This is a genomic window from Leyella stercorea (assembly GCF_021531655.1).
Genome location: NZ_JADYUF010000002.1, coordinates 82,022 through 107,090 on the forward strand (window position 1 = coordinate 82,022; position 25,069 = coordinate 107,090).

The following is a 25,069-nucleotide window of genomic DNA, read 5'->3' on the forward strand; positions in this document are numbered from 1 at the left end:
AACTTATATTTCTCACACTTCGTGCCATTATTTCGTTTTTTTTCGATAAATTTGCAGCCAATTATTCATAAACAGAATAAAAGCGCCTGCAACCCCCATTATATATAAGGTGTAATGGCAGGAGCCAAATTGATATATAAAAATTAAGATATTCAGAATGATGAAACAAATACTCATGACTGTTTCCATGTTGACATTGTCCATGGCTGCATCTGCACAGAGCGGTACAAACTCTCCTTACAGCCAGTATGGCTTGGGCACATTAGGCGAACAGGCAAGCGGATTTAATCGCGGAATGAACGGATTAGGTCTTGGATTTCATGAACACAACCAGATAAACACACTCAACCCGGCATCGTACGCCTCTATCGACTCCCTGTCGTTCATATTCGATGCAGGTATCTCCGGACAAATAACCAACTACAAGGAAGGCGGAAGAAAAATCAACGCCAAGAACGCCAACTTCGAGTATGTTGTGGCAGGATTCCGTTTGGCCAAGCGTCTCGGACTCAGTTTCGGTATTCTTCCATTCTCTAACATAGGATACAACTATTACAATACCGACAAGATAGGAAATTCTCCGAACGAGTCGTCCACTACATCTTATGTCAACACCTACAATGGCAGTGGCGGCCTGCATCAGGCTTTTCTCGGTATGGGATGGATGCCCGTAAAGGGATTGGCAGTAGGCTTCAACGCCTCATACCTTTGGGGCAACTACACACGCTCAATCGTAAATTCATACACCGACAGCTACGTCAACACCCTTTCACGCTATTATACAGCCACAGTCAACAGCTATAAGCTCGACTTCGGAGTACAATACACCCAGAAAATCTCTAAGAAGGACGAGCTGACTCTTGGCTTGACTTACAGTCTTGGCCATAAGTTGGGTGCCAACCCGAAATGCCAGGTCATTTCGAACAATGCACAGACAGGCGTAGCTGACACAGCAACCTATAGCAACAATGCCAAGAACAGCCTTGAGCTGCCCTCGACATATAGCGCCGGCATCATGTGGAACCACGCTGGCAGCTGGAAGATTGGAGCCGACTATCAGTTGCAGAAATGGTCGAAGACCGTTTATCCGCAACTCGTCAACCCAAACGGAACAACCGACTATGTAACAACCAAAGGAATGTTTGCCGACCGTCATAAGTTTACTCTTGGTGGCGAATATTGCCCACAGGAGAACAGCCGAAATTTCCTTAAGCGCGTACACTACCGCCTTGGCGCATCGTATGCTACAAACTATCTGAAGATAAACGGTGCCGACGGCCCTAAGGAATACAGCGTAAGCGCCGGCTTCGGAATACCGGTAGTCAATGGCTACAACAACCGTTCGCTTCTCAACATATCAGCACAATGGGTACGCCAGGACAGCAAGACAATGATTACAGAAAACTCTTTCCGCATAAATATCGGACTGACGTTCAATGAGCGTTGGTTTGCCAAGTGGAAGATGGAATAAGAAGAACAAACACAGTCACATTGCGATTGAACTCGGATGAAATACAGCAAAATCATAATATTGGCACTTGTCATTTCCGCCCTTTTGGGGGCATGTCAGGAGCAGAAAGAGCATACGGCAGCTGCTGTACGCGACCGTGACTCCGTGTCGATGATGATAAGCTATGGCGTCAACACACTCATATCCGACTCAGGAGTAATAAAATACCGCATTGTGACCGAACGGTGGGAAGTGAACACCGTACGCAACCCGTCACGCTGGATATTCGAGAAGGGACTTTTCTTTGAGCAATTCGACGAGAAGTTTCACGTACAGTCGTACATCCAGTGCGACACAGCATACTATTACGATCAAAAACGCCTTTGGGAGCTACGCAATCGTGTAAGCGTACTCACCAAAGACGGAGTAAGATTTACAAGTCAACAATTATTCTGGGACGAGAGCAAGCACGAACTATACTCAAACGTATACTCCAAACTCGTAACACCCGAACGAACCCTCGAAGGCGCATACTTCAGAAGCGACGAACGTATGACCAAATATTATGTATCAAACAGCCGTGGTTCGTTCGAGAAGACTGACATAGCAGGCAGTGGCGACACTATAACAACAGCCTCCGACACGGTGAAGGCTAACATCCGACCGCAAGCCAAGCCAATACGCCGCATGCAGCCCAACAAATAAAATTCATTAAAAAACACAGTGGAAATAGACATTCCTTTATTAGCAAGTATAGCGGTGACAATGGTGTTGTCAGCGTTTTTCTCGGGCATGGAGATTGCTTTCGTGTCAAGCAATCGTATGCTTGCCGAAATGGACCGCCAAGGCAACAAACTCACCAAAAGACTAATATCCAAATTCTACAGCCACCCCAACGGATTTGTCAGCACAATGCTTGTAGGCAACAATATTGTGCTCGTAGTGTATGGCATCCTGTTTGCAAGCCTGTTTGACAACACGCTGTTCAAAGGGCTTGACGATGGAGTAAGAGTGACAGCCGACACCATACTGTCCACTCTTGTCATCTTGTTTACCGGCGAATTTATGCCGAAAATACTCTTCAAGAACAACGCCAACCGACTATTGTCGGTGTTTGCGCTGCCTGCTTACGGCTTCTATTTGTTGTTATGGCCGATAAGCAAGTTTGCTACATTCCTGGCTAAAATACTTCTGCGACTTGCAGGAATACATATGGAGACAGAGACCGACGACGAAGGATTCTCGAAAGTCGACCTCGACTACCTGGTGCAGTCGAGCATAGAGAACGCGCAGAACGAAGACGAAATAAACGACGAAGTAAAGATATTCCAGAATGCTCTCGATTTCTCCGATTGCAAAGTGCGCGACTGCACGGTGCCACGCACCGAAATCAATGCCGTTGACATAAACGACTGCACTACCGAGAAACTCATGCAGAAATTCATAGAAAGCGGCAACTCCAAGATTATCGTCTACGAGGACGACATCGACCATATAGTAGGCTACATACACAGTTCGGAGATGTTTCACAACCGCGACAGATGGCGCGAATGTATATGCACAATGCCGTTTGTGCCCGAAACCATGGCGGCGCAGAAACTCATGCATATATTCTTGCAACAGAAGAAGAGCCTCGGAGTAGTTGTAGACGAATTTGGAGGCACAAGCGGCATCGTGTCGCTTGAGGACATTGTAGAAGAGATATTCGGCGACATCGAGGACGAACACGACAACGACAAGTATATAGCCAAGCAAATTGGCGACAAGGAGTACATTATGTCGGCACGACTTGAGATAGACAAGGTCAACGACCTCTTCGGCATCGGACTGCCCGAAAGCGACGAATATATGACTGTAGGCGGATACATATTGCACGAATACCAGAGTTTCCCAAAACTCAACGAAGTCGTCAATATCGGTCCTTTCGAATTCCGCATCATCAAGAGTACAATGACAAAAATAGAATTAGTAAGGCTAAAAGTACACGATAAAACCAATTTTTAGCTGCAAACGTGCCATAGTTTGCCAATAAATTAGTATTTTTGTACGCCTTTTGAAACACATGGCCCTTACGAGGCTTGTCATAGGCACATAAAAACCGGTCTATCATTAAAACGGAAATAAAAAAATAAATAATAAACAATTAAAAATGGCAGCATTAGGAAAAATCAGAAGCAAGGGAGTCCTGCTGATATGCATTATCAGTTTGGGCCTTTTTGCATTTATTGCCGAAGAGGCATTCCGCTCTTGCGAGTCGTCAAGCAATGAACACCGACAGCAAGTGGGAGAAGTTTTAGGAGAGAAAATCAATGTTACTGATTTTCAGAAGATGGTTGACGAATACACCGAAGTCATCAAGATGCAGCAGGGTCAGGACAACCTTAACGAGGACCAGCTCAATCAGGTTAAGGACATGGTATGGAACACATACGTACAGACCAAGCTCGTAGAGAACGAGGCAAAGCGTGTAGGACTCACCGTAACAGACAACGAATTGCAGAACGTACTCAACGAAGGCACCAACCCCATGCTTGCTCAGACTCCCTTCTACAATCAGCAGACAGGACGCTTTGACGCTAACGCACTCAAGAAGTTCCTTGCAGAGTATAAGACTCAGAGCCAGGCCAACCCACAGATGGCAAAGCAGTATGAGAGCGTCTACAAGTACTGGACATTCATCGAGAAGACATTGCGCCAGCAGCTCCTCGCACAGAAGTTCCAGGGTCTCTTTGCTCATTGCCTGCTTGCAAACAAGGTAGAGGCCAAGATGGCATTCAACGAGCAGCACGAGGAGAGCCAGATACAGCTTGCATCACTCGCATACACAAGCATCGATGACAACAAGGTACAGATTTCTGATGCCGACCTCAAGGCTAAGTACAACGAGATGAAGCCACGCTTCAAGCAGTATGTAGAGAGCCGCGACATCAAATATATCGACGTTCAGGTTAAGGCTTCTGCAGCCGACGCTGCTGCTCTTCATAAGGAATTTGCCACATACGGCAAGGATCTTGCAGCTGCAGCCGACCCTTCAGACGTAGTACGCAAGAGCACATCATTGGTCAACTACATCGGTGTGCCTGTTACAAAGGAGGCTTTCCCTTACGACATCGCCCAACACCTCGACTCAATGGCAGTAGGCTCTACAAGCAAGGTTCTTGAGAACAAGGCTGACAACACACTCAACCTTATCAAGCTCGTTGCCAAGCAGCAGTTGCCCGACTCAATCCAGTTCCGTCAGATTCAGGTAATAGGCGCTACAGCTGATGAAGCTACAAAGCGTGCCGACTCAATCTACACAGCTCTTAAGGCTGGTGCCGACTTCGAGGTTCTCGCCAAGAAGTATGGCCAGACTGGTGAGAAGACATGGATGACAACACGCCAGTACCAGAGCGCTCCTTCACTCGACAAGAACACCAAGGACTACATCATAGCTCTCAACACCATGTCTGTAGGCGAGATAAAGAACATGCCTCTCTCACAGGGCAGCCTCATCGTTCAGGTAGCCGACCGCAAGGCAATGACTACAAAGTATACTGCAGCAGTTGTCAAGAAGAACATCACATTCTCTAAGGACACCTACTCTGCAGCTTACAACAAGTTCAGCTCATTCGTCAGCGCTAATCTCACAGCCGAGGATCTCGTAAAGAACGCAGCCAAGTCAGGCTATACTGTTCTGGATCGCAAGGACGTGACAACAGCCGAGCACAACCTAGCTGGCGTACGCAGCACACGCGAGGCTATGCGCTGGTTGTTCGATGCCAAGAAGGGTGAAGTATCACCTCTCTACGAGTGTGGCGACAACGACCACCTGCTCATTGTTGTTCTTGACAACATCAATAAGGTAGGCTATCGTTCATTGGACGACGCTCAGGTTAAGGAGATTGTTAAGTCTGAGGTTATGAAGGACAAGAAGGCAGAAATGCTTATTGCCAAGCTCAATGGTGTTAACAGCATTGCAGCAGCCAAGGGCAAGGGTGCCAATATCACAGCAGTCAATCAGGTTACATTCGCTGCTCCTGTATTCGTTTCGGCTACTGGCGCAAGCGAGCCTGCACTGAGCGGTGCTGTTGCAGCTACAGCTAAGGGCAAGTTCTCTAAGGCTCCTGTCAAGGGCAACGCTGGTGTATATGTATTCCAGGTAACTGGCAAGACAAAGCGTCCTGGCAAGTTTGATGCAGCCGCTGAGATGCAGAAGCTTCGCCAGAAGGAAATGCAGGCAGCAGGCAACTTCATGAACGAGCTTTACATCAAGGCTAATGTAGTTGACAACCGCTACCTCTTCTTCTAAAGAGACACAACAAAACCAATATTTATATATCATAAAAGGTCTGAAGGCTTTTGCTTTCAGACCTTTTTTTTATACCTTTGTATCTAATAACCGCAAATAATTATTAGTTAAACCTAAACCAATATAAAATGTCAAGCATTACAACTATTAAGACGTTACGCACAGTTGATATTAAGCTTATTCCTAATCGCTTTTTCGCATTATGCATAGGCATCATCATGATGGTATGTGCCAACACTTGTATCGCACAGGAAACAGAACTATTCAAGCTGGTAAAGAATGTGACAGAACTACAGGAAGGAGATACTGTGATTGTTGTAAACAATACTAACGAGCTTTGCTCAGCACTCAGTACTAAATGGAATTCTAATAAATATAATAAGACGACCTCCATTGACGGCTATAAAATAGACATAAATGGAGAAACAATCATAGCTCCGACAAATGTTGACAGAATACAGCTACAGAAAGATTCCAATGAAAAGTGGCTTTTGTTTTCTACAACACACAAAAAATATCTTTGCAATGATAATAAGTCAAAAGCCACCGGCAGCAATTATATAGCATTACGCGATAAAGAAGACGATTTGTTCAAATTAACTGCACCAGTTGAGATTTCCATTAAAGATTATGCAACAATAGAATTTTTAAAATCTACTGACAATAAAGAAGCCAAACGCATTCTGGCTTTCTCATACGCCTATGGTTCAAACGACCCTAATAGTGTTGGATATTACAATTGTTATGATACAGACAAGGCCACTGCAGATGACAGAATGGTACAACTCTACAAGAAAGTCTCCTCTACTCCCATTACTCTCAATGACGAGAAAGACAACTCGAAATTGCTTACATCCAACAACGGACAGCAGACCGCTGTAAAGCTCTCGCGTAAGCTCTTGGCCAACCAATGGAATACATTCTGCGTGCCATTCGACATTGACGTCACAGACTGCAAAATTAACGGCATTGAGGCGAGTGTAATGGAATACGACCATACCACAGGCAACACAATGGAGTTTAAGGAGGCGACAAAGATAGTAGCAGGAAAGGCTTATCTGATCAAGCCTTCAGCAGACATAACCAACCCACAATTCGACAACGTTACTATCAAGAATGATGATCCTACGGTTAGTGGCGATGCCAACGGCTACAGCTTCGTAGGAATATACAATCCCAAGACCTTCAGCGATAGCGATCAGGAGCGTGTATTGATTTTAGCGAGCGAGGCAAAGTTCATGAGAGTGAATAACGGACAGCGAATGAAAGGAATGAGGGCATACTTCACAATTCCTGCAGGAACGAAGGCAGAAGCCGTACGATTGATGATAAACAACCGCCCTACTGCCCTCACCGAAATCACCACTACCCCATCGACCTCAGAAAAGATATTCTACATTGACGGCACTTATGCCGGCTCCGACATCAAGAACGTCAAAAAAGGAATTGTCATTAAGGATGGCAAAAAATATTTGATGAAGTAAAGGGCCATCCAATTACAACAATCGGTCATTAGCAATGGGCTTATTCCATTGTCTAATGACCGATTTTCATGCAATACGTATTCGATGGCAAATGAAAACGTATTCATCAGCAAATGAAAACGTATTCATCAGCAAAGTAATACGTATTCATTCGCAAAGCAATATATATTACTTTACCAAGTATATTAATATTACTTTATAATGCCAGCCTCAAGCCACTGGTTGGCTATTGTCTTAGAGTCGGCAAGAGCCGTAGCTTCGTCCACATCATATTCGTCACAGAGCAGCGACTTGAGCGTTTCTACGTCGAAATCCATGTTCTGTACCTTCTCCCAGAGATAGGCAGCACTGTCGTTCATGCTGATTATCTTTGTGAAATCAATGTTTTCTCTTCCTTCGGCTACAACGATTTTCTCGCCGCACACATCCTTCAGTACGAAGCCTGTCTTTGTTCTCATATTATTTATTACTTTTTTTGTTTTAATTTCAGAGTAATTCGATAAGCGAACAGCAGATACCTACGCACAGGCAGCAATGCCGTCCATAAAGCCGAATAGATTCGCCATTTCCAGCCTGTGGTATAGTCGGGACGCTTACGTCCCTTACGGTAGAAGCAATGGGCAATGCCCAATACTTTGCTTGCGTCAAACTGTTCGGTGGCAAGGTTGCCGTCGCCTCGCATCGTGACAAGACTGCCTTCTATCTTCACTATACGATGGAGCGCATAGCGTCGAGACGATACTTCAGCCAACACTACATCCCCTACCCTTACGGGCTTGCTGGGCTTAGTGAGTATTGCCTTGTCGCGTCCATCCTCAAGAAACGGGCGCATACTGACACCACGTAACGTCAATGTCACGCTATGACCTTCGTCGAGAAGCCGTGCTATCTCGGGAATGATGACGTCATTGGCAAACTCCTTGTGCCTTACTGACTGACTGTTATTGGTTTGAATCATTGTCGGTCGGGTTTTATGGCTATGGTGTCATAGCATAATAAGGCTGCCTCTGCATCGGGCAGACAATGCAACTTGTACACAGGTGGCGTCAACTCAAGCAGCTTTATCACAAGATCGCAGGTTTTGCCGAATACGCCTTTATCCCATTTCATCGTAGAGCAAGCGGGTACTATTATGCCAAACGCAGTGGCAGACGACACCTTCTCCATTCGGTTTTGCTGTGCCCGTTCTATCTTGACAATGGCTCCTAATGGTGCCTTGATGTTGCGATAGCATGGTGTCTTGCCGCTCCACGGACTGCCGTAGACGAATGGTTTGTCGCCGATTACTCTGATGATTGGGTTGTCATCGTTCATAAGGTCGCATCCTGGAATGTTCTGCATCCAGAGATTGGTGTGTGTGCTCTTTCCTGTTCCGCTTTTGGCTGTGAAGGCGTAGCCGTAGCCGTTGTTGCGCACAAGCGATGCATGTATGAGAAGTGTGTCGAGAGCTGCGCCACGGAAGGCATACAGCATCATTATTGCCGTATTGAGTCCGAACGAGCGCATTATAGGTGTACCGTTCAATGCGCATTTGCCTTCGGAGTAGTCGCTGTTGGTCTGCAGCATACAGCAGCCGTTTCCGTTTATGTCTTTTACAATGAACTGATAGCCACCACCCTTGACACTGTCTACAATGGTCTTGCCGTTGCCCGTATCAAATATGTCGATTCGCTCTCTCAGCTCTTTGTCTATCGGCTTCAGACTGTCGTCTACCGTCAACGACAGCATACAATCCTCGTCAGTTTCCTTTATCTTGAAAGGTTCGTATGAGGGTAATAAAAATATGTCATTTGCCGTTTCACCGACAAATGACACACTTATTTTATGTTCTGCAATATCGAAAAAATGCTTCTTCACTATATTAATTCTTTTCTTTTTTCTCTTTCTTTGCCTTCTTTTCCTTCTTTGCCTTCTTTGTATAAGCCGAAACCTTCTCGCTGTCGTCCGGCTCTATCGGCTCGAATGAAAAGTCGTGGGCTGTGAGATACTTCACGTTATAACGACCGTTGGCTGTATAACGCTTCTTCATAGCGAAATACTTCTTCTCTACGTCTTTGCGTGTCTTGGCATAAACCGTAACGCATGTGGGATTGGGCAGTCCGAGAGTCTTGAGTGCCTCGCGCATCTGATATGAGTAGTTGTCGCGGCTGTAGAGGAAACCTGTCTTGCCATCTACCCATGTGCCTTCCATAAGCTGAATCTCGGTGAAATATACCGTAGAGTCGTTGAATGATGTGGCAAAGCCATATACAAACAATGGCACCTTCTTCTGTGCTGCGTTTGCCATCTTCGGCATAAGCATAGCAACCAAAACTATTATAAATGATTTTATAAACAGTCTACTTGTCTTCATCTTCTTGTTGAAAGTCTTTTTTATATGTTTTATTTATTATCCTCTAACCCTTCAAAGCTGGCGTCTTATCTTCCAAGATAGGCTTTCAGCATCTTGTTCTTGGTGTTCTGCTTGAGCTTGCGTATTGCCTTCTCGCGTATCTGGCGCACACGTTCGCGTGTGAGTCCGTACTTATTGCCAATCTCTTCCATTGTGCATTCAGGCTGGTTGATACCGTAATAAGCCTCTATCACGTTACGCTCACGCTCATTGAGTGCTGTAAGTGCGCTTGCTATCTCCTCGCGCAGCGACTCCATTAGCAGCGTGTTGTCTGTTTCGGGCTCAGCATCGCTCTGCATAAAGTCGATCATGCTTGTGGCGTCACTATCTGACACAGGAGCATCTACCGATACCTGATGTGTGTTCACCTTAAGCACATCCTCTATCTTGTCGTGAGGGATGTCGGTCTTCTCGGCTATCTCGTCAATGCTCGGGCGACGCTCGTTCTCCTGTTCAAACTGGTTGAGTATGCGATTTATCTTGTTGACGCTTCCCACCTGGTTCAACGGCAAGCGTACTACACGGCTCTGCTCGGCTATTGCCTGCAATATGCTCTGTCGTATCCACCATACGGCATATGAGATGAACTTGAATCCTCGTGTCTCGTCGAACTTCTCGGCAGCCTTGAGCAATCCTATGTTTCCTTCGTTGATCAGGTCGGGAAGGCTCAAGCCCTGATTCTGGTATTGCTTCGCAACTGAGACAACAAAACGCAGATTCGACTTTGTAAGCTTCTCTAAAGCCTTACGGTCGCCAGTCTTTATGCGGCGAGCCAGTTCTGCTTCTTCCTCCACAGATATAAGCTCTTCATGTCCTATGTCATGAAGATACTTGTCAAGCGAGGCATTCTCTCGGTTTGTAATTGAGCTTGTGATTTTCAGTTGTCTCATTAAGTGCTGTTTTTTGATATTATGTTCTGCAAATTTAACCAATAATATTGGTTGTCGCAAATTTTTCATTGCTTATTTTACACTTGGTTTTCCAGCTTTGCTTCTTTGCCTGCTCAGCAGCAGACTCCCGTATGCTCTGTAATGTAGTCGTTTTGAGGTGCAAATGGGGTCGTTTTGGTATGCAAAAGGGCTCCTTTGGGAGTGCCAAAGAAGCCCTTTTATAAGGCTGAAGGAGTCCTTTTGTGGAATACGCAAAAGGACAAGCCTTTGTTTTATGTATTAGTCTTCAAGCGGAACGGCGAAGTATGCCTTCTTGCCTGTAGGATAAACGCCCTGTATGTAGAGCACCGGATTGCGGCTTGTAAAAGCTTCCTTCACAAGGTTCTGCAGGTCTTCGATTGTCTTCACGGCACTGTCGTTGACACGCTGGATAATGAATCCCTTGGTAATGCCTGCATCCTTGAACTTGCCAGAGTTCACCTTCAGAACTTCAAGACCATAGCCAATGTTCAGCTGCTTCTTCTGACCGTCGGTGATTGCACGGAAGTTGCCTCCAAGCACGTCAAGGTCAGCCTTCTTCACAACCTGTGTATTACCCTGTTCGTTCTTCAAGGTCATTGTCTTGCTTGCCTTCTTCTTGTCGCGCAGATAAGATACAGAAACCTTGTCGCCCGGACGCTTCTTGGCAAGATACTCCTGCAGGTCAGCCATCTTGTTCATTTCCTTTCCGTCGATGGCGGTGATAACATCGCCTGCCTTCAAACCAGCTTCCTCAGCTGAGCTTTCTTCAAGTACCTTAGCCACATAGATGCCTTCCATTGTTCCAAGGTCAACGTCCTTGCCCTGATCCTTCTGAGCGTCAACATAGTTCTTTACATCCTGTCCCTGAATACCGATAACGGCGCGCTGAACTGTACCGTACTTCTTGAGGTCGTCCACCACCTTGTTCATAATTGATGTAGGAATGGCGAAACCATAACCGCTGAATGAGCCAGTCTGTGAGTAGAGCATGGCGTTAATACCGATAAGTTCGCCACGAGTGTTTACAAGCGCACCACCAGAGTTGCCCGGATTAATGGCTGCGTCAGTCTGAATGAATGACTCTACACCATTCTGATAAAGCGAACGGCCCTTGGCGCTAACAATACCAGCTGTAACAGTATTGGTAAGGTTGAATGGGTTGCCCACAGCCAGCACCCACTCGCCTACCTTAATGTTTTCGCTGTTGGCGATAGTGATGGCAGGAAGATCCTTTGCATCAATCTTGATAAGCGCAAGGTCGGTAGTTTTATCTGTTCCGATGATGCGTGCCGAATACTCCTTGTTGTCATTGAGTGTCACTGTGAGTTCGTCGGCATCGGCTACAACGTGATTGTTTGTCACAATATAACCGTCAGTTGAAATGATGACACCTGAGCCAGAGCCTTGCTGCTTAGGTGTGCGTACGCTACGCTTCTGTCTGCCGTCCTGACCTTGGTTGGGATTGCCGAAGAATCCAAACGGGTCACTGAAGAAATCAGAGAACGGATCACTCTGTACTTCTATAGTCTGTACCTTTGAGTTTTTTGTACTGAGAATATGTACTACCGATGGCAACGACTTCTCGGCTGCATATGTGAGGTCAACGGGCTGCGCCGGCACTGCTGTCGAAGGAGCCTGTGTAGCATTCACCTTTATCAAGGTTCCAGTAGAAAAGGCAAAGGCAAGTGCGCTCATTGCCACAACCAAATACTTAGAATACTTTTTCATAGTTCTTTTACTTTATTGTTTTTATTATCATTTTAAAGTTAAAATGCTTATGTTAACACAAACTTGCATTTTGACACATTGAAGCCAATACAAGTCACAAGTGTGTTAAAACAATAGCGTTTTGTCTTTTTCGGTTGCAAATATAGACGCAATATTTGTTAAAGTGTCATTTTGGCATACATCTTTATTCCATTTTAACACTATAATTTAACATATTAACGGCTATTAGAAATCACCTGTCGGTTTTTCACTTTTGTTTAATCGTACATGCGCCCAACTCCTTAAACACCCTATGAATCATACCCAATGTATACCTACAAAAAATGGATGCGACAGCCTCTTTATACCAGAGAACCATAGCATCCATCGTATAACATTGATGTATTCTTACCGAATACTCCTTCTTATTATTCAATCACAACAAGCGGAGCGTCTTCAAGAACACTTTCTCCATTCTTTACACAGATTGCTGTTACCTTGCCATCTTTCTCAGCCTCAAGGTTGTTGGCCATCTTCATAGCCTCAAGCACAACGACAACGTCGCCTGCCTTAACCTCGTCGCCTACAGCAACCTTAATCTCTGTCACAACGCCAGGCAGCGGAGCCTTAAGCGCATTGGCAGTATTCACGTTGGCTGCACCTGTCGACTCGCCTTCTTCTGCAGCAGCAGTGGGCTGACCGAGTACAACCTTCTTCTTCTCAGGCTCTGCCTCCTGCTCCATCTCGACCTTGAAAGCCTCGCCGTTAACATTCACGCTGGCGATATTGCCCTCAACATCCTCTATCTGGACTTTATATTCCTGTCCGTCGATTGTATATTTGAATTCTTTCATTTCCCTGTATTTATGGTTTAGCTGTTAAACTCAAGAACTTGGCGTTCCACATCGTCTGACGTGGCTGTATTGTTATGAAACCAGGCTCCTTGTCATGAACATTGTTACCCTGGTACTCATATAAAGCCATTGCAATGGCTGCATATATATTCTTGTCCATTTTCTAAACATTTATGAATTACATCGGCATGCAGCCATGCTTCTTTGCCGGCAATGACTGACGCTTTGTGGCAAGCTGTGCCAAACCACGGCAGATACGGAAACGTGTGTTGCGCGGCTCGATTACATCGTCAATGTAGCCATATGAGGCAGCCTCATACGGATTGGCAAACTTATCTGTATATTCCTCTTCTTTCTCAGCGAGGAATGCCTTAACATCCTCTCCTGCCTCCTTCTTGGCCTTGGCTTCCTTGCCACACAGTATGGCAACAGCACCGCTGGCACCCATAACGGCAATCTCTGACGACGGCCATGCGAAGTTGAGGTCGGCACGAAGCTGCTTGCAGCCCATAACGATGTGCGAACCACCGTAGCTCTTGCGCAGGGTGATTGTAATCTTAGGTACTGTAGCCTCACCGTAAGCATAGAGAAGCTGTGCACCGTGCTGGATAACTGCGTTGTACTCCTGACCTGTACCGGGAAGGAATCCTGGAACGTCAACAAGCGAAACGATAGGAATATTGAAAGCATCGCAGAAACGTACGAAACGTGCTGCCTTGCGGCTGGCGTTAACGTCGAGCACACCGGCATAAGCTGCCGGCTGGTTGGCTACAACACCAACGCTCTGACCGTTGAAACGTGCGAAACCGATGATGATGTTCTTGGCAAACTTAGGCTGTACCTCGAAGAAGTCGCCGTTGTCGGTAATGGAACCGATAACCTTGTACATATCGTAAGCCTTGTTGGGATCGTCAGGGATTATCTCGTTGAGCGAATCCTCCATACGGTTGATCGGGTCGTTGCACTCTACACGAGGAGCCTCCTCTGTGTTGTTGCTAGGGATGAACGAGAGCAAGCTCTTGATCATCTCGATGGCCTCTTCCTCTGTCTTGGCTGCGAAATGTGTCACGCCACTCTTTGTAGCGTGAACCGAAGCGCCACCAAGATGCTCTGCATCGATGTCCTCGCCGGTAACGGTCTTAACAACCTTCGGACCTGTAAGGAACATGTAAGAGGTCTGCTCCTTCATGATGATGAAGTCGGTAAGGGCTGGTGAGTAAACAGCACCACCTGCACACGGACCCATAATGGCAGAAATCTGAGGTACTACGCCCGAAGCAAGGATGTTGCGCTCAAATATCTCACCATAGCCGGCAAGAGCGCAGATACCTTCCTGAATACGTGCACCACCTGAGTCGTTCATGCAGATAACAGGTGCACCCATTGTCATGGCCATATCCATTACCTTGCAAATCTTCTGTGCCATTGTCTCAGAGAGCGAACCGCCGTTGACGGTGAAGTCCTGAGCATATACGTATACCAATCGGCCGTCTACAGTAGCACTACCTGCCACAACACCGTCACCATAATAATGCTTCTTGTCCATACCGAAGTTAGTGCAACGGTGCTTCTTGAACATATCATACTCTTCAAACGAACCCTCGTCTACAAGCATTTCGATACGTTCGCGCGCTGTGTATTTGCCGCGTGCGTGCTGCTTCTCAATGGCCTTTTCACCACCACCAAGACGAGCCTGCTCGCGCTTTGCGACCAATTCTTTGATTTTTTCTACTTGTTTGCTCATATTTTTATATATGTTATATTGTTCTTAAAATACCGTGCAAAAGTACTAAAAAAAAAGGAAAGCGTAAAACGATTACAAATTTTTAATGTATAAACCGACCAATATACGTATCTTATTGACCAATATCACTATTTCATGCTTGAATCGACAAACGACAATGGCAATAAATCTTTCGCCGAACCAACGCTATACACTCCACTTTTGCCGTACATAAGTATGCGCATCGGCAGACCATAGCGTTCTTCCACACCAAGCAACACCTGACGACAGGCTCCACACGGCGTAACGGGATTGTCTATCAAACCGTTATCATTGCGCGCCACAAGAGCAAGAGCTTCTATTGACTGGTCAGGAAAATTGGCCTGTGCGCTGAAGACGGCTGTACGTTCTGCGCATAACCCTGAGGGGAAAGCCGCATTCTCCTGATTGGCTCCTATCACTATCCTGCCATTGGCAAGGCGCAAGGCTGCACCGACATAGAAATGACTGTATTCGGCGTAAGCATTGTCAGTTGCCTTCATTGCCTGTTCTATGAGTTCACGATCGGCAACGGAAAGCTCGTCCAGCTGACAATGCTTTATAGCAATATTGAGATTTATCGTCTTCATAATCTTACTCTTTATTTGTTATTTATTCACAATAACCTTACTCTTTGTTTGTTGTATATTCATAAGCTCCAACATCCGGCTTGTCCCCTCGCTCATGTCCGTCATGGTCGTGCTTGGTTGAGGTTTGCACATTGGCCTTATCTATAGCAGCCGACTCCTTACGCAAGTGGAAATCATAGAGTTGCATATTTGCATCGACAAGCAAGAAATGCTTATAACCATAGCTCACAGTGTCCTTTACATCTTCGAAAACCACATCTGTATAATGTGCCTTTTCCTTGTCTTCCACTTCAGGGGTGCGTATTATGCAGTTGGCAAAATCATAGTTGAAAGCATTCTCGCTGCCAACGGCTGGTTTCAATCCCATCATTTCATCGTCCGAATAGCCCGTAACAATGCTGTTCGTCATCTTAAACAACACAAGCGGATGAGCATATCCCGAAAAACCTAACGCACTGGCTCTCAATGCGTCAAACGGATAGAACTGTGCTATTGTAGAACTATTTACGGTGACGTTTCCACCGTCTACACTCAAGCAATTGCCTAATGTATTCGTCAGCTGACAATTCTCCACGAAAACATTCGAATTCACCACACCAAGAGCATTGCCTTGACAGTTGTGGATGGTAGAATTTCGTATGGCAAGTGTCTGACGTGTCACGTCCGACGAATCTACCTGCACGCCATCAAATGTTCCGTGAATATCCACATAATCCAATTCGTTGCCATACGATGTCTCTTCAAATCGAATGCCACGCCATTGTCCGCTCATACGGTCGTACGGCAAATAATCGAACATACGGTCGAGTCTGTCACCACGCAACACAATACCAGCCGACTGATTGCCATTACATATCAGCTTGCCTTTAACATCAATGCCCGCATCGCCGTGGAAATATAAGGTTGTGCCGGGAGCAATATTCAGAGTAGCCCCTTCCTCCACAGTCATCACACCATAAATCACAAGTGGCTTGCCTGGCGACAGAGTCATGTCCTCGCCTACCGTCACATTGCGCATCATGTTAGCATCCCACGACCACGCCTCAAGCGCTACCTTCTGCTCGCGTCCGCTCTCAAGCGCAAACACCAGATTGTCCTCAATACATTTAGGAATGTCGCTATTGGCATTAGCCGTTGTCACTTCTACAAAGACACGGATGCTGTCTCCGTTGCGCACCTCAATACCGTCCGCCTTGTAGCCTTGCTCCGGACTGAGATACACTCCATCCACATTGACACGAAATCCATGCTGATTGCCTCCTTCCAGACGTACGCTCTTGCAACGCAATCCGTCGCCCGACTTGTTGTAGACCCAAAACGAACGGGTCGACGACGGTACTGTTGAGAATACCGTATCGAGCCGCAATGTATCCGTTGAGAATGTCAGCAGATTGCGGGTGGACGTTGTGAACGAATCGTCATCATTACAGGCACACAAAGTTATTAAACCTATAAAAAACAGTATGTTGTAGATTATTGCTTTCATCATTATTGATAACGAGAAAGACTGCGATTTATTGCAACAACAAATCAAAAAGTAATAAAACGAAAAAAGGTATTGACCATAAGCCAATACCTTTTAGTACACCCTTAGGGGTTCGAACCCTAGACCCACTGATTAAGAGTCAGTTGCTCTACCAACTGAGCTAAGGGTGCATTGCGAGAAATAAAGTTGTTTTTTGAGTGTACACCCTTAGGGATTCGAACCCTAGACCCACTGATTAAGAGTCAGTTGCTCTACCAACTGAGCTAAGGGTGCAACTTTCATTTTATTGTCAGCAACCTCATTTCTGAATTGCGAGTGCAAAGGTAGTACTTATTTTCCAAACCGCCAAATGTTTCGGCTCGTTTTTTTATCACTTTTTTATATCAAAAGCTTCAAAATTGACATATGACAAGAATTCGATATTCCTTTACACTTTTTACGCCATTTATTTTCGCGCATTCAAGCACTTCATCACCTTCTCAAAGTACTTCTGAGTACGCTTGACATTATAACGCGCACCACCATTCCATGAGCGGATTGCCATTTCAATATCATTTAAGGGATTAAAGTGTGACTGAATAAGGATGAACATTTCCTTTGATTTCTCCAGACTGAATCTGTCACGCAGGGTGAAGCGCTTTTTGCTCTTACGCTTCTTAAGAATTTCATTACATTCCTTCACCAAAATCGGAGTGATCTGCATTGCACCGCATGAGTTGCCACTCACGGCCTTAGCGTTACCCTCACTTTCAACCTGAACGATAGCCTGAATTACAGGATTCCAATCGAAGCTCGAAGAATTTGGAGCTTCATTAGAAGACACGTTGTTAGCACCCAATACTGGGCTTACTACAAATACACATAAAGTTAAAACAATTTCCTTAATAAATTTAATCATTAGTTTGTTCTTTGTGGAACCCGGACACGCTCTCCTAAATACCCCTATCCCCTATTCCTTCCTCAGGAACAGACGATAGTCTGTATAAAGCATCTTCACCATATAAATCAAGGAATCTTTATCCTAAAACTGATACCGAAAGACACATCCACTATAGGTGCTACAAAAGTCGTTATCCAACACCTATATAAATTCCGTTAGATACTTTCAGAAGACCGCCTCCCGATAATTGAGACACGACTTCCTTTTAATTATCGCTTGCAAAATTATACAAAAATCGTGAGTTGTGCAAGTTTACATACCACAACTTCACCTTTTTTAGCTTTTTCTTGACATAGATAACATGGTGTATATCAATCAAATACACATTTCAGACGCTTTATAAACACCAACTTACACCCAACTCAACCATTTTGCAAACCATATATAGCAAAAGCCACTGCATACAACATAGCAGTTGCCAGCAAAGCTGACAACGAACAACACATTGAGCCTCCAGAACCTACTACAACACCAAACCTCAAGACATAAAAAAAGAGTGCCGAACAAAAAGCTCGACACTCTCATAAATATTGTATTTCAGAATTTTACTTCTTGAAAAAGTCCTTAACTGCTTCGTTAGGAACCATACGCTCGTCAAAGATGTAAGCGCCAGTCTTCTCGCTTCTTACCATCTTGATAACCTTTGTATATGCGCGACCGTCCGATGTACCTTCACGGAGGGTAGCGACCGCTTTCTTTGCCATATCTTATATGTTATTACTTAATCTCCTTGTGAAGAGTCATCTTCTTAAGGATGGGGTTATACTTCATCAATTCCATACGGTCAGGAGTGTTCTTACGATTCTTTGTAGTCACGTAACGGCTTGTTCCAGGCAGACCGCTGTTCTTCATCTCAGTGCACTCGAGAATTACCTGTACTCTGTTGCCCTTTGCTTTCTTTGATGCCATTTACTTATTCTCCTATAACTTTAATGTCATTCCAGTCTACATAACCCTTAGACACAGCCTGCTTGAGGGCAGCGTCCAAGCCCACTTTGTTGATAAGACGCAGACCCGCTGCGCTAATTTTGAGGCTAATCCAGCAACCTTCCTCTACATAGTAGAACTTCTTGCTGAACAAGTTCACATCGAAAGAACGCTTTGTGCGATGCTTTGAGTGTGATACGTTGTTACCTATCTGGGCTTTCTTTCCCGTAATCTGACAAATTTTCGACATTTCTATCTGCTTTTTTGTATTCGTTTTTTGATACCTATTCCAAACAGGGTGCAAAATTAACTACTTTTTCTGAGAATACAAAACAATCTCATAGATAATGTTACTTATTTAATGTTTTTTTTGTTTTCAGATATATCAAACAAGTCCGTCACCCTCCTACCTGTCATTATTCCGCAACAGGAATTACTGGTACTTTGCCTTCGTTCTTCACCTTTGGAGCGTGCTCCTTAAGGAAGCCGATAAACATCTGAAGAGCCTTGCTTGTAGCAATTGCAAGATTGATGTCACGACCATAATCCTCGGTGAGTTTCAGCGTTTCAATATTCTCTGCATTGCCACATGCTATCCAGATTGTGCCAACGGGAATCTCGGCAGTACCACCGCCAGGACCTGCTGTACCGGTTGTTGCAATCGCAAAGTCAACACCAAGAGTCTTTATCGCTCCCTGCACCATTGCCTTTGCCACTTCCTCACAAACTGCTGTCTTCTCCTCAAGAAGCTGATGGTCGACTCCAAGCAGATTCTCCTTTACTTCGTTGGTGTAAGAGATTACGCCGCCCTTAAAATAAGTCGAAGCTCCCGGAACAGCTATAATAGCCTCGGCAATGCGTCCTCCCGTGCAGCTTTCGGCTGAACCTACAGTAAGACCCGACTCATATAAATACTGCTGAATTTCACGGCTAAGTACTTTCTTTTCAAATTCCATTTTTCTCTATTTTTTAATGAATGTTTCGTGAGTAACCAAGCGTGTCCTTGGGACACACTACTTAAATGTCACCTTGCTGAACGCAGGCTTGTCGATTGAGCAGAAGTCCTTGTCGATGAACTTATAGTAGCCCGTTATGCCAATCATCGCAGCATTGTCGGTAGTGTAGCTGAACTTCGGAATATAGATAGTCCAACCATAACGCTTGGCGTGATCGTGGAACGCATTACGCAGTCCGTTATTGGCAGAAACGCCACCAGCCACAGCCACATGCTTTATGCCAGTCTGCTTCACGGCAAGACGCAGCTTCTTCATCAATATGTCGACGATAGTATGCTCAAGGCTCGCTGCAAGGTCGTTCTTGTGATGCTCTACAAAGTCGGGGTCGTCCTGCATCCACTTGCGCAGACTATACAGGAACGAGGTCTTCAGTCCGCTGAAGCTATAGTCAAGACCAGGGATGTGCGGTTCGGCAAATTTATAGGCGAGCGGATTGCCTTGACGTGCCAGACGGTCGATGATTGGGCCACCGGGATAGCCCAGTCCCATCACCTTAGAGCACTTGTCTATAGCCTCACCGGCAGCATCATCAATGGTCTGACCGAGCACCTCCATATCATTGTAGGCATTCACCTTAACAATCTGCGAGTTACCGCCCGACACGAGCAGACAGAGGAACGGGAACGGAGGCGTTGTATCCTCCGGCTTCTCTTTGATGAAATGCGCCATTACATGACCCTGCAAGTGGTTCACGTCAATCATAGGAATGCCCAGACTGCGTGCAAATCCCTTGGTGAAGCTCACACCTACAAGCAACGAGCCCATAAGACCCGGACCACGAGTGAAGGCTACAGCCGACAACTGTTCCTTGGTAATGCCAGCACGCTTCAACGCTGCACTTACCACAGGCACAATGTTCTGCTGATGGGCACGCGACGCAAGCTCAGGCACCACGCCACCATATTCAAAGTGAACGTCCTGCGAAGCTGTCACGTTGCTCAGCAATATATTATCCTGGAGCACTGCTGCACTAGTATCGTCGCAGCTGCTCTCAATACCTAATATGTACATTTCTTCCGAATTTTAATTGTTAAATGTTAAATGTCGTGTCAGCAAAATAGAACTTAGCACTTAAAATTCAACATTTAACACTTAATATTAATAAGTTAACACTTCAACGCCGTGCTCTGTCATTACGAATGTATGTTCCCACTGTGCGCTCGGTTTCTCGTCGCCAGTGATTACCTCCCATCCGTATTCGTCGTCGGCATCAATAAACACCTTCCATGTACCCATATTCACCATTGGTTCGATAGTGAACACCATACCCGGCACGAGCAGCATACCTGTACCCTTATGACCGTAGTGCATCACATCTGGCTTTTCGTGGAATTTCAAACCCACTCCGTGTCCACACAGGTCGCGCACAATGCCGTAGTGATACTTATCCGCATGCTTCTGGATAGCATGACCAATATCGCCAACAAACGAATAAGGCTTGGCTGCCTCCATACCTATCTCCAAACATTCCTTGGCAACACGCACAAGCTGCTCCTTCTCTGGAGTGGTCTTGCCAATGATAAACATACGCGAGGCATCGGCGTAATAGCCGTCAAGGATGGTTGTGAAGTCAACATTCACGATGTCGCCCTCCTCAAGAATATCCTCTTCCTTAGGAATGCCGTGGCACACAACCTCGTTGATACTTGTGCACACGCTCTTAGGAAAGCCCTCATAATTAAGGCAAGCTGGAATTGCACCATGCGATGTGCAATAATCATAACAAATCTGGTCGATTTCGAGAGTGCTCATTCCGGCACGAATATTCTTTGCCACCTCGTCGAGCACACCGGTATTCACCACACCACTGCGGCGAATGCCTTCTATCTGTTCGGGAGTCTTGATAAGGTCGCGCGACGGCACCTCCTTACCCTTGTTTTCCCAGTACATTACTTTCTTGTCAAGTTCAGTTGGCTCCTGACCAGGAAGACAGTGCCAAACTCTCTTTTTTCTGAATACCATAACTATATAGATATTTTAAAACAATTCCAACTTATTCTTTCTTGCCTCGTCGAGCGACGATAGCTTCTGCTGATGAGCAGCATATTCCTCGCGCAGCTTGGCGTAACGTTCTTTCAACTCTGCCTCAAATGCCCGACGTTCATCGGGATTCATGAGTCGCTGTGCTATCATCGGATTCTGCGCAGCATCCTTCACCCACACCACAATTCCACTATAGACAGGCGCGATTTTCAATGCCACGTGCATCTCTGAAGTCGTAGCACCGCCAACCATAATAGGAATCTGCAGACCAGCATGTTCAAACTCCGTAGCCACATTGACCATCTCCTCAAGACTCGGCGTGATAAGACCACTCAGTCCCACCATGTCAACATTCTCTTCGATGGCCTTCTTCAGAATCTGCTCAGCAGGCACCATCACTCCGAGGTCAATCACCTCGTAATTGTTGCACGACATCACCACATCAACAATATTTTTGCCAATGTCATGAACGTCGCCTTTCACGGTTGCCATAAGCACCTTGCCCGACGACGAGCCGCCTTCCTTCTTATCAGCCTCGATGTATGGTTGCAGTATAGCCACAGCCTTCTTCATAGTGCGTGCAGTCTTCACCACCTGTGGCAAGAACATCTTTCCGCAACCAAACAGCTCGCCCACCTTGTTCATACCGTCCATCAGTGGACCCTCAATGATGTCCACCGCCTTCGGATAGACAACAAGAGCTTCCTTGATGTCTTCCTCCATATAGTCGGCAATTCCCTTTTGCAGGGCTGTGGCAAGACGTGTGGCAACGTCAGCCTTGCGCCATTCGGGCTCAGCGGCAACCTGTGTTGTGCCTGTTCCAGTCGCTATTCCGTTCTTCAGAGCCTCCTGTTTTTGTTTTATCTCGTCGGCAAGTTCCACAAGACGTTCCGAAGCATCCTTCTTTCGGTTGAGCACCACGTCCTCTATTATCTCCAGTTGGTCGGCAGTGATATCGTCGTAGGTCACCTTGGTTGCCGGATTCACGATTCCGAAGTCCATACCCTTGCCAATGGCATGATAGAGAAACACCGAGTGCATTGCCTCGCGTATATAGTTGTTGCCACGGAACGAGAACGACAGGTTGCTCACGCCACCGCTCACATGCGCTCCTGGCAGATTTGTCTTTATCCAGTCGACTGCCTTAATAAAGTCGACAGCATAGTTGTCGTGCTCTTCCATGCCCGTAGCTATGGCAAGCACGTTGGGGTCGAATATTATATCGAGCGGATTCATGCCCACCTTCTCTGTAAGAAGTTTGTAGGCACGTGCTGCAATTTCAATGCGTCGTTCGTAAGTAGTGGCCTGTCCTATTTCGTCAAAGCACATAACCACCACGGCTGCACCATAGCGCATCACGTCGCGAGCGTGGCTCAAGAACACCTCCTCGCCCTCTTTCAGCGAGATTGAGTTGACGATGCACTTGCCCTGCACGCATTGCAGTCCGGCAGTTATCACATCCCATTTCGACGAGTCGATCATCACAGGCACCTTGGCAATGTCGGGTTCCGAAGCGATGATATTCAGGAATGTGCGCATCTCCTCGCGAGCGTCGAGCAGTCCGTCGTCCATGTTCACGTCAATGACCAGTGCGCCGTCAGCCACCTGCTTGCGTGCTATGCTCACAGCCTCGTCGTAGCTCTTCTCCTTGATGAGTCGCAGGAACTTGCGCGAGCCAGCCACATTGCATCGCTCGCCCACATTGACAAAGCGCACATCGGGCGTAACGTCGAGCAGTTCCAGTCCGCTCAGCCACATGGTCTGGGGCTTGGGTTGCGGCACATGCGGCTTTTTGCCCTCGGCAATAGGCACATATTTGGCAATAAACTTCTCCGTAGTTCCGCAGCATCCGCCAATGATGTTCACCAGTCCCTCGTCTATGAATTCCTGTATCTGTGGAGCCATCGACTCTGGAGTCTCGTCGTATGCGCCCAAACTATTGGGCAGCCCGGCGTTCGGATAAGCACTTATATAATAAGGTGCACGATGAGCCAGCTGTTTTAAGAAAGGCTTCATCTGGTCGGCACCGAACGAGCAGTTGAGTCCGATGGAAAAAATCGGGTAGCTGCTCACACTCGCCAGCACAGCGTCGAGTGTCTGTCCGCTCAGAGTACGTCCGGCAAGGTCGCTTACGGTGATGCTCAGCATTATAGGCAGGTCTTTGCCTGTGCGTCTGCCCACCTCCATTGTTGCATCGATAGCAGCCTTGGCGTTGAGCGTGTCAAAGACTGTCTCAATCAATATGGCGTCTGCACCACCCTCTTCCAGCGCCTCAATCTGCTCCACATAATCAGTATAGAGCGTCATATAGTCGAGGTCGCGTGCGGCAGGATTGCTCACGTCCGGACTCATCGAGCACGTCTTGTTAGTAGGGCCAACCGATCCTGCCACAAAGCGTGGACGGTCCTCTGTCGAGAATTCGTCGGCTGCCTTGCGTGCCAGTCGTGCTCCTTCCAGCGCCATTGCCCTGGCTGAGTCCTCCAAATGATAGTCAGCCTGACTGATGCGCTGTGAGCTGAATGTGTTTGTGGTGATGATGTCAGCACCAGCCTCAAGGTATTTTCTATGAATGTCGCTTATCACGTCAGGGCGTGTGATATTGAGCATATCGTTGTTGCCCTTCATCATACCCGGAGTCTTGCGGTAGCGGTAGCCACGGAAGTCTTCTTCCTCCAGTCCGTACTGCTGAATCATGGTGCCCATCGCACCGTCGAGTATTATTATCCTGTCTTTAGCGACTTCTCTTAAAGTCTTCTTCATCTAATAATATTTAGCCACACCTCATTCTTAATAATGCTTCATCGCCCTATCCATCTCTCTTCTGTCTTCCTTCTCCTTCAGCGTCTGTCGCTTGTCGTATTCCTTTTTGCCTCGACACAGGGCTATGTCCACCTTAGCACGTCCGTGCTCGTCGATGAATACGAGAGTAGGCACAATGGTGTATCCAGGCTGCTTTGTAGCGTCCTCAAGCTTGTATATTTCTCGCTTGTTGAGCAGCAACTTGCGGTCGCGTCGTGCTTCATGGTTGCTGAACGAGCCGTAGAAGTAGGGCGAGATGTTCATGCCCTTCACCCACACCTCATGGTTGTTTATATAGCAGAAAGTGTCGACAAGACTCGCCTTTCCGAGTCTTATCGACTTTATCTCGGTGCCGGTAAGCACTATGCCTGCCGTATACGTCTCCACAAAAAAGTACTCAAACGAGGCTTTCTTGTTCTTTATGCTCACCGGACTTTTCTTTCTCTTCAGTTCCTGTTCCTTATTCATTGTTTTTGC

The 25,069-nt window shown here is 46.4% G+C and carries 25 protein-coding genes and 2 tRNA genes; 5 read left to right on the forward strand and 22 right to left on the reverse strand.

Going from position 1 to position 25,069, the window contains the following annotated elements; translation table 11 throughout:
* The first annotated feature begins 160 nt into the window (after positions 1 to 160).
* The 5 genes from I6E49_RS01225 (at position 161) to I6E49_RS01245 (ending at position 7,225) form a co-directional block, all read left to right on the forward strand.
* On the forward strand, positions 161 to 1,471 hold the full coding sequence (locus I6E49_RS01225; protein ID WP_235400047.1) for a hypothetical protein: 1,311 nt from the start codon (positions 161 to 163) through the stop codon (positions 1,469 to 1,471).
* Between the two features lie 36 nt (positions 1,472 to 1,507).
* Positions 1,508 to 2,155, forward strand: a complete 648-nt coding sequence (gene lptC / locus I6E49_RS01230) for an LPS export ABC transporter periplasmic protein LptC (RefSeq protein ID WP_235400018.1) — start codon at positions 1,508 to 1,510, stop codon at positions 2,153 to 2,155.
* A 60-nt stretch (positions 2,156 to 2,215) separates the two neighbouring features.
* Positions 2,216 to 3,454 (forward strand): hemolysin family protein, encoded by a 1,239-nt coding sequence (locus tag I6E49_RS01235; RefSeq protein WP_235400048.1) that lies wholly within the window; start codon positions 2,216 to 2,218, stop codon positions 3,452 to 3,454.
* Positions 3,455 to 3,599: 145 nt separating this feature from the next.
* On the forward strand, positions 3,600 to 5,741 hold the full coding sequence (locus tag I6E49_RS01240) for a peptidylprolyl isomerase (protein ID WP_235400019.1): 2,142 nt from the start codon (positions 3,600 to 3,602) through the stop codon (positions 5,739 to 5,741).
* A gap of 587 nt (positions 5,742 to 6,328) precedes the next feature.
* Entirely contained in the window at positions 6,329 to 7,225 is an 897-nt protein-coding gene (locus tag I6E49_RS01245) for a hypothetical protein (RefSeq protein WP_235400020.1), read from the forward strand.
* A gap of 191 nt (positions 7,226 to 7,416) precedes the next feature.
* On the opposite strand, the gene I6E49_RS01250 is transcribed toward I6E49_RS01245, so the two are convergent.
* The 22 genes from I6E49_RS01250 to smpB form a co-directional block, all read right to left on the reverse strand.
* Positions 7,417 to 7,683 (reverse strand): PqqD family protein, encoded by a 267-nt coding sequence (locus I6E49_RS01250; RefSeq protein ID WP_235400021.1) that lies wholly within the window; start codon positions 7,681 to 7,683, stop codon positions 7,417 to 7,419.
* An 8-nt stretch (positions 7,684 to 7,691) separates the two neighbouring features.
* The gene (locus I6E49_RS01255) at positions 7,692 to 8,183 is read right to left on the reverse strand and encodes a S24/S26 family peptidase (RefSeq protein WP_235400022.1); all 492 of its coding nucleotides are present in this window, start codon (positions 8,181 to 8,183) and stop codon (positions 7,692 to 7,694) included.
* A complete protein-coding gene (locus I6E49_RS01260) occupies positions 8,180 to 9,082 on the reverse strand; it encodes a hypothetical protein (RefSeq protein ID WP_235400023.1) in 903 nt (300 codons plus the stop codon). Before I6E49_RS01260 ends, I6E49_RS01255 begins: the two co-directional genes overlap by 4 nt.
* Positions 9,083 to 9,086: 4 nt before the next feature.
* On the reverse strand, positions 9,087 to 9,521 hold the full coding sequence (locus I6E49_RS01265; protein WP_235400024.1) for a hypothetical protein: 435 nt from the start codon (positions 9,519 to 9,521) through the stop codon (positions 9,087 to 9,089).
* Between the two features lie 122 nt (positions 9,522 to 9,643).
* Positions 9,644 to 10,507, reverse strand: a complete 864-nt coding sequence (locus I6E49_RS01270) for a sigma-70 family RNA polymerase sigma factor (RefSeq protein WP_235400025.1) — start codon at positions 10,505 to 10,507, stop codon at positions 9,644 to 9,646.
* A gap of 279 nt (positions 10,508 to 10,786) precedes the next feature.
* A complete protein-coding gene (locus I6E49_RS01275; protein ID WP_235400026.1) occupies positions 10,787 to 12,256 on the reverse strand; it encodes a Do family serine endopeptidase in 1,470 nt (489 codons plus the stop codon).
* Positions 12,257 to 12,663: 407 nt separating this feature from the next.
* Positions 12,664 to 13,089 (reverse strand): biotin/lipoyl-containing protein, encoded by a 426-nt coding sequence (locus I6E49_RS01280; RefSeq protein ID WP_235400027.1) that lies wholly within the window; start codon positions 13,087 to 13,089, stop codon positions 12,664 to 12,666.
* Between the two features lie 10 nt (positions 13,090 to 13,099).
* On the reverse strand, positions 13,100 to 13,249 hold the full coding sequence (locus I6E49_RS01285; RefSeq protein ID WP_007896899.1) for a hypothetical protein: 150 nt from the start codon (positions 13,247 to 13,249) through the stop codon (positions 13,100 to 13,102).
* An 18-nt stretch (positions 13,250 to 13,267) separates the two neighbouring features.
* Positions 13,268 to 14,833, reverse strand: a complete 1,566-nt coding sequence (locus tag I6E49_RS01290; RefSeq protein ID WP_235400028.1) for an acyl-CoA carboxylase subunit beta — start codon at positions 14,831 to 14,833, stop codon at positions 13,268 to 13,270.
* A 128-nt stretch (positions 14,834 to 14,961) separates the two neighbouring features.
* Positions 14,962 to 15,441 carry a cytidine deaminase gene (cdd, locus tag I6E49_RS01295; RefSeq protein WP_235400029.1) on the reverse strand — a complete coding sequence of 160 codons (480 nt, stop codon included), beginning with the start codon at positions 15,439 to 15,441 and terminating at the stop codon, positions 14,962 to 14,964.
* Positions 15,442 to 15,478: 37 nt separating this feature from the next.
* The gene (locus I6E49_RS01300) at positions 15,479 to 16,930 is read right to left on the reverse strand and encodes a choice-of-anchor Q domain-containing protein (protein WP_369681598.1); all 1,452 of its coding nucleotides are present in this window, start codon (positions 16,928 to 16,930) and stop codon (positions 15,479 to 15,481) included.
* 94 nt (positions 16,931 to 17,024) lie between these two features.
* A tRNA-Lys gene (locus tag I6E49_RS01305) sits at positions 17,025 to 17,097 on the reverse strand.
* A gap of 30 nt (positions 17,098 to 17,127) precedes the next feature.
* Positions 17,128 to 17,200 (reverse strand) — tRNA-Lys (locus I6E49_RS01310).
* A 172-nt stretch (positions 17,201 to 17,372) separates the two neighbouring features.
* Complete coding sequence (locus tag I6E49_RS01315; protein WP_366558413.1) at positions 17,373 to 17,750, reverse strand: transglycosylase SLT domain-containing protein; 378 nt, start codon at positions 17,748 to 17,750, stop codon at positions 17,373 to 17,375.
* Positions 17,751 to 18,412: 662 nt separating this feature from the next.
* Entirely contained in the window at positions 18,413 to 18,571 is a 159-nt protein-coding gene (locus tag I6E49_RS01320) for a DUF4295 domain-containing protein (protein WP_235394090.1), read from the reverse strand.
* Between the two features lie 13 nt (positions 18,572 to 18,584).
* A complete protein-coding gene (rpmG, locus tag I6E49_RS01325; protein ID WP_094879561.1) occupies positions 18,585 to 18,776 on the reverse strand; it encodes a 50S ribosomal protein L33 in 192 nt (63 codons plus the stop codon).
* 4 nt (positions 18,777 to 18,780) lie between these two features.
* The gene (gene rpmB / locus I6E49_RS01330) at positions 18,781 to 19,044 is read right to left on the reverse strand and encodes a 50S ribosomal protein L28 (RefSeq protein ID WP_235394091.1); all 264 of its coding nucleotides are present in this window, start codon (positions 19,042 to 19,044) and stop codon (positions 18,781 to 18,783) included.
* Positions 19,045 to 19,210: 166 nt separating this feature from the next.
* Complete coding sequence (locus I6E49_RS01335) at positions 19,211 to 19,750, reverse strand: CinA family protein (RefSeq protein WP_235400031.1); 540 nt, start codon at positions 19,748 to 19,750, stop codon at positions 19,211 to 19,213.
* A gap of 57 nt (positions 19,751 to 19,807) precedes the next feature.
* The gene (gene tsaD / locus I6E49_RS01340) at positions 19,808 to 20,821 is read right to left on the reverse strand and encodes a tRNA (adenosine(37)-N6)-threonylcarbamoyltransferase complex transferase subunit TsaD (protein ID WP_235400032.1); all 1,014 of its coding nucleotides are present in this window, start codon (positions 20,819 to 20,821) and stop codon (positions 19,808 to 19,810) included.
* A gap of 87 nt (positions 20,822 to 20,908) precedes the next feature.
* Positions 20,909 to 21,772, reverse strand: a complete 864-nt coding sequence (map, locus tag I6E49_RS01345; protein WP_235400033.1) for a type I methionyl aminopeptidase — start codon at positions 21,770 to 21,772, stop codon at positions 20,909 to 20,911.
* Positions 21,773 to 21,787: 15 nt separating this feature from the next.
* A complete protein-coding gene (metH, locus tag I6E49_RS01350; protein WP_235400034.1) occupies positions 21,788 to 24,553 on the reverse strand; it encodes a methionine synthase in 2,766 nt (921 codons plus the stop codon).
* A gap of 27 nt (positions 24,554 to 24,580) precedes the next feature.
* Positions 24,581 to 25,060 (reverse strand): SsrA-binding protein SmpB, encoded by a 480-nt coding sequence (smpB, locus tag I6E49_RS01355; protein WP_235394096.1) that lies wholly within the window; start codon positions 25,058 to 25,060, stop codon positions 24,581 to 24,583.
* Positions 25,061 to 25,069: the final 9 nt, after the last annotated feature.

Coding starts and splice junctions, on each gene's coding strand:
- I6E49_RS01320 (WP_235394090.1), bottom strand. CDS start 18,571: ATGGCAAAGAAAGCGGTCGCTACCCTCCGTGAAGGTACATCGGACGGT.
- metH (WP_235400034.1), bottom strand. CDS start 24,553: ATGAAGAAGACTTTAAGAGAAGTCGCTAAAGACAGGATAATAATACTC.
- I6E49_RS01265 (WP_235400024.1), bottom strand. CDS start 9,521: ATGCCGAAGATGGCAAACGCAGCACAGAAGAAGGTGCCATTGTTTGTA.
- I6E49_RS01280 (WP_235400027.1), bottom strand. CDS start 13,089: ATGAAAGAATTCAAATATACAATCGACGGACAGGAATATAAAGTCCAG.
- smpB (WP_235394096.1), bottom strand. CDS start 25,060: ATGAATAAGGAACAGGAACTGAAGAGAAAGAAAAGTCCGGTGAGCATA.
- I6E49_RS01240 (WP_235400019.1), top strand. CDS start 3,600: ATGGCAGCATTAGGAAAAATCAGAAGCAAGGGAGTCCTGCTGATATGC.
- rpmG (WP_094879561.1), bottom strand. CDS start 18,776: ATGGCATCAAAGAAAGCAAAGGGCAACAGAGTACAGGTAATTCTCGAG.
- I6E49_RS01250 (WP_235400021.1), bottom strand. CDS start 7,683: ATGAGAACAAAGACAGGCTTCGTACTGAAGGATGTGTGCGGCGAGAAA.
- rpmB (WP_235394091.1), bottom strand. CDS start 19,044: ATGTCGAAAATTTGTCAGATTACGGGAAAGAAAGCCCAGATAGGTAAC.
- lptC (WP_235400018.1), top strand. CDS start 1,508: ATGAAATACAGCAAAATCATAATATTGGCACTTGTCATTTCCGCCCTT.
- I6E49_RS01300 (WP_369681598.1), bottom strand. CDS start 16,930: ATGATGAAAGCAATAATCTACAACATACTGTTTTTTATAGGTTTAATA.
- cdd (WP_235400029.1), bottom strand. CDS start 15,441: ATGAAGACGATAAATCTCAATATTGCTATAAAGCATTGTCAGCTGGAC.
- I6E49_RS01275 (WP_235400026.1), bottom strand. CDS start 12,256: ATGAAAAAGTATTCTAAGTATTTGGTTGTGGCAATGAGCGCACTTGCC.
- I6E49_RS01270 (WP_235400025.1), bottom strand. CDS start 10,507: ATGAGACAACTGAAAATCACAAGCTCAATTACAAACCGAGAGAATGCC.
- I6E49_RS01225 (WP_235400047.1), top strand. CDS start 161: ATGAAACAAATACTCATGACTGTTTCCATGTTGACATTGTCCATGGCT.
- I6E49_RS01285 (WP_007896899.1), bottom strand. CDS start 13,249: ATGGACAAGAATATATATGCAGCCATTGCAATGGCTTTATATGAGTAC.
- I6E49_RS01235 (WP_235400048.1), top strand. CDS start 2,216: ATGGTGTTGTCAGCGTTTTTCTCGGGCATGGAGATTGCTTTCGTGTCA.
- I6E49_RS01290 (WP_235400028.1), bottom strand. CDS start 14,833: ATGAGCAAACAAGTAGAAAAAATCAAAGAATTGGTCGCAAAGCGCGAG.
- tsaD (WP_235400032.1), bottom strand. CDS start 20,821: ATGTACATATTAGGTATTGAGAGCAGCTGCGACGATACTAGTGCAGCA.
- I6E49_RS01255 (WP_235400022.1), bottom strand. CDS start 8,183: ATGATTCAAACCAATAACAGTCAGTCAGTAAGGCACAAGGAGTTTGCC.
- I6E49_RS01335 (WP_235400031.1), bottom strand. CDS start 19,750: ATGGAATTTGAAAAGAAAGTACTTAGCCGTGAAATTCAGCAGTATTTA.
- map (WP_235400033.1), bottom strand. CDS start 21,772: ATGGTATTCAGAAAAAAGAGAGTTTGGCACTGTCTTCCTGGTCAGGAG.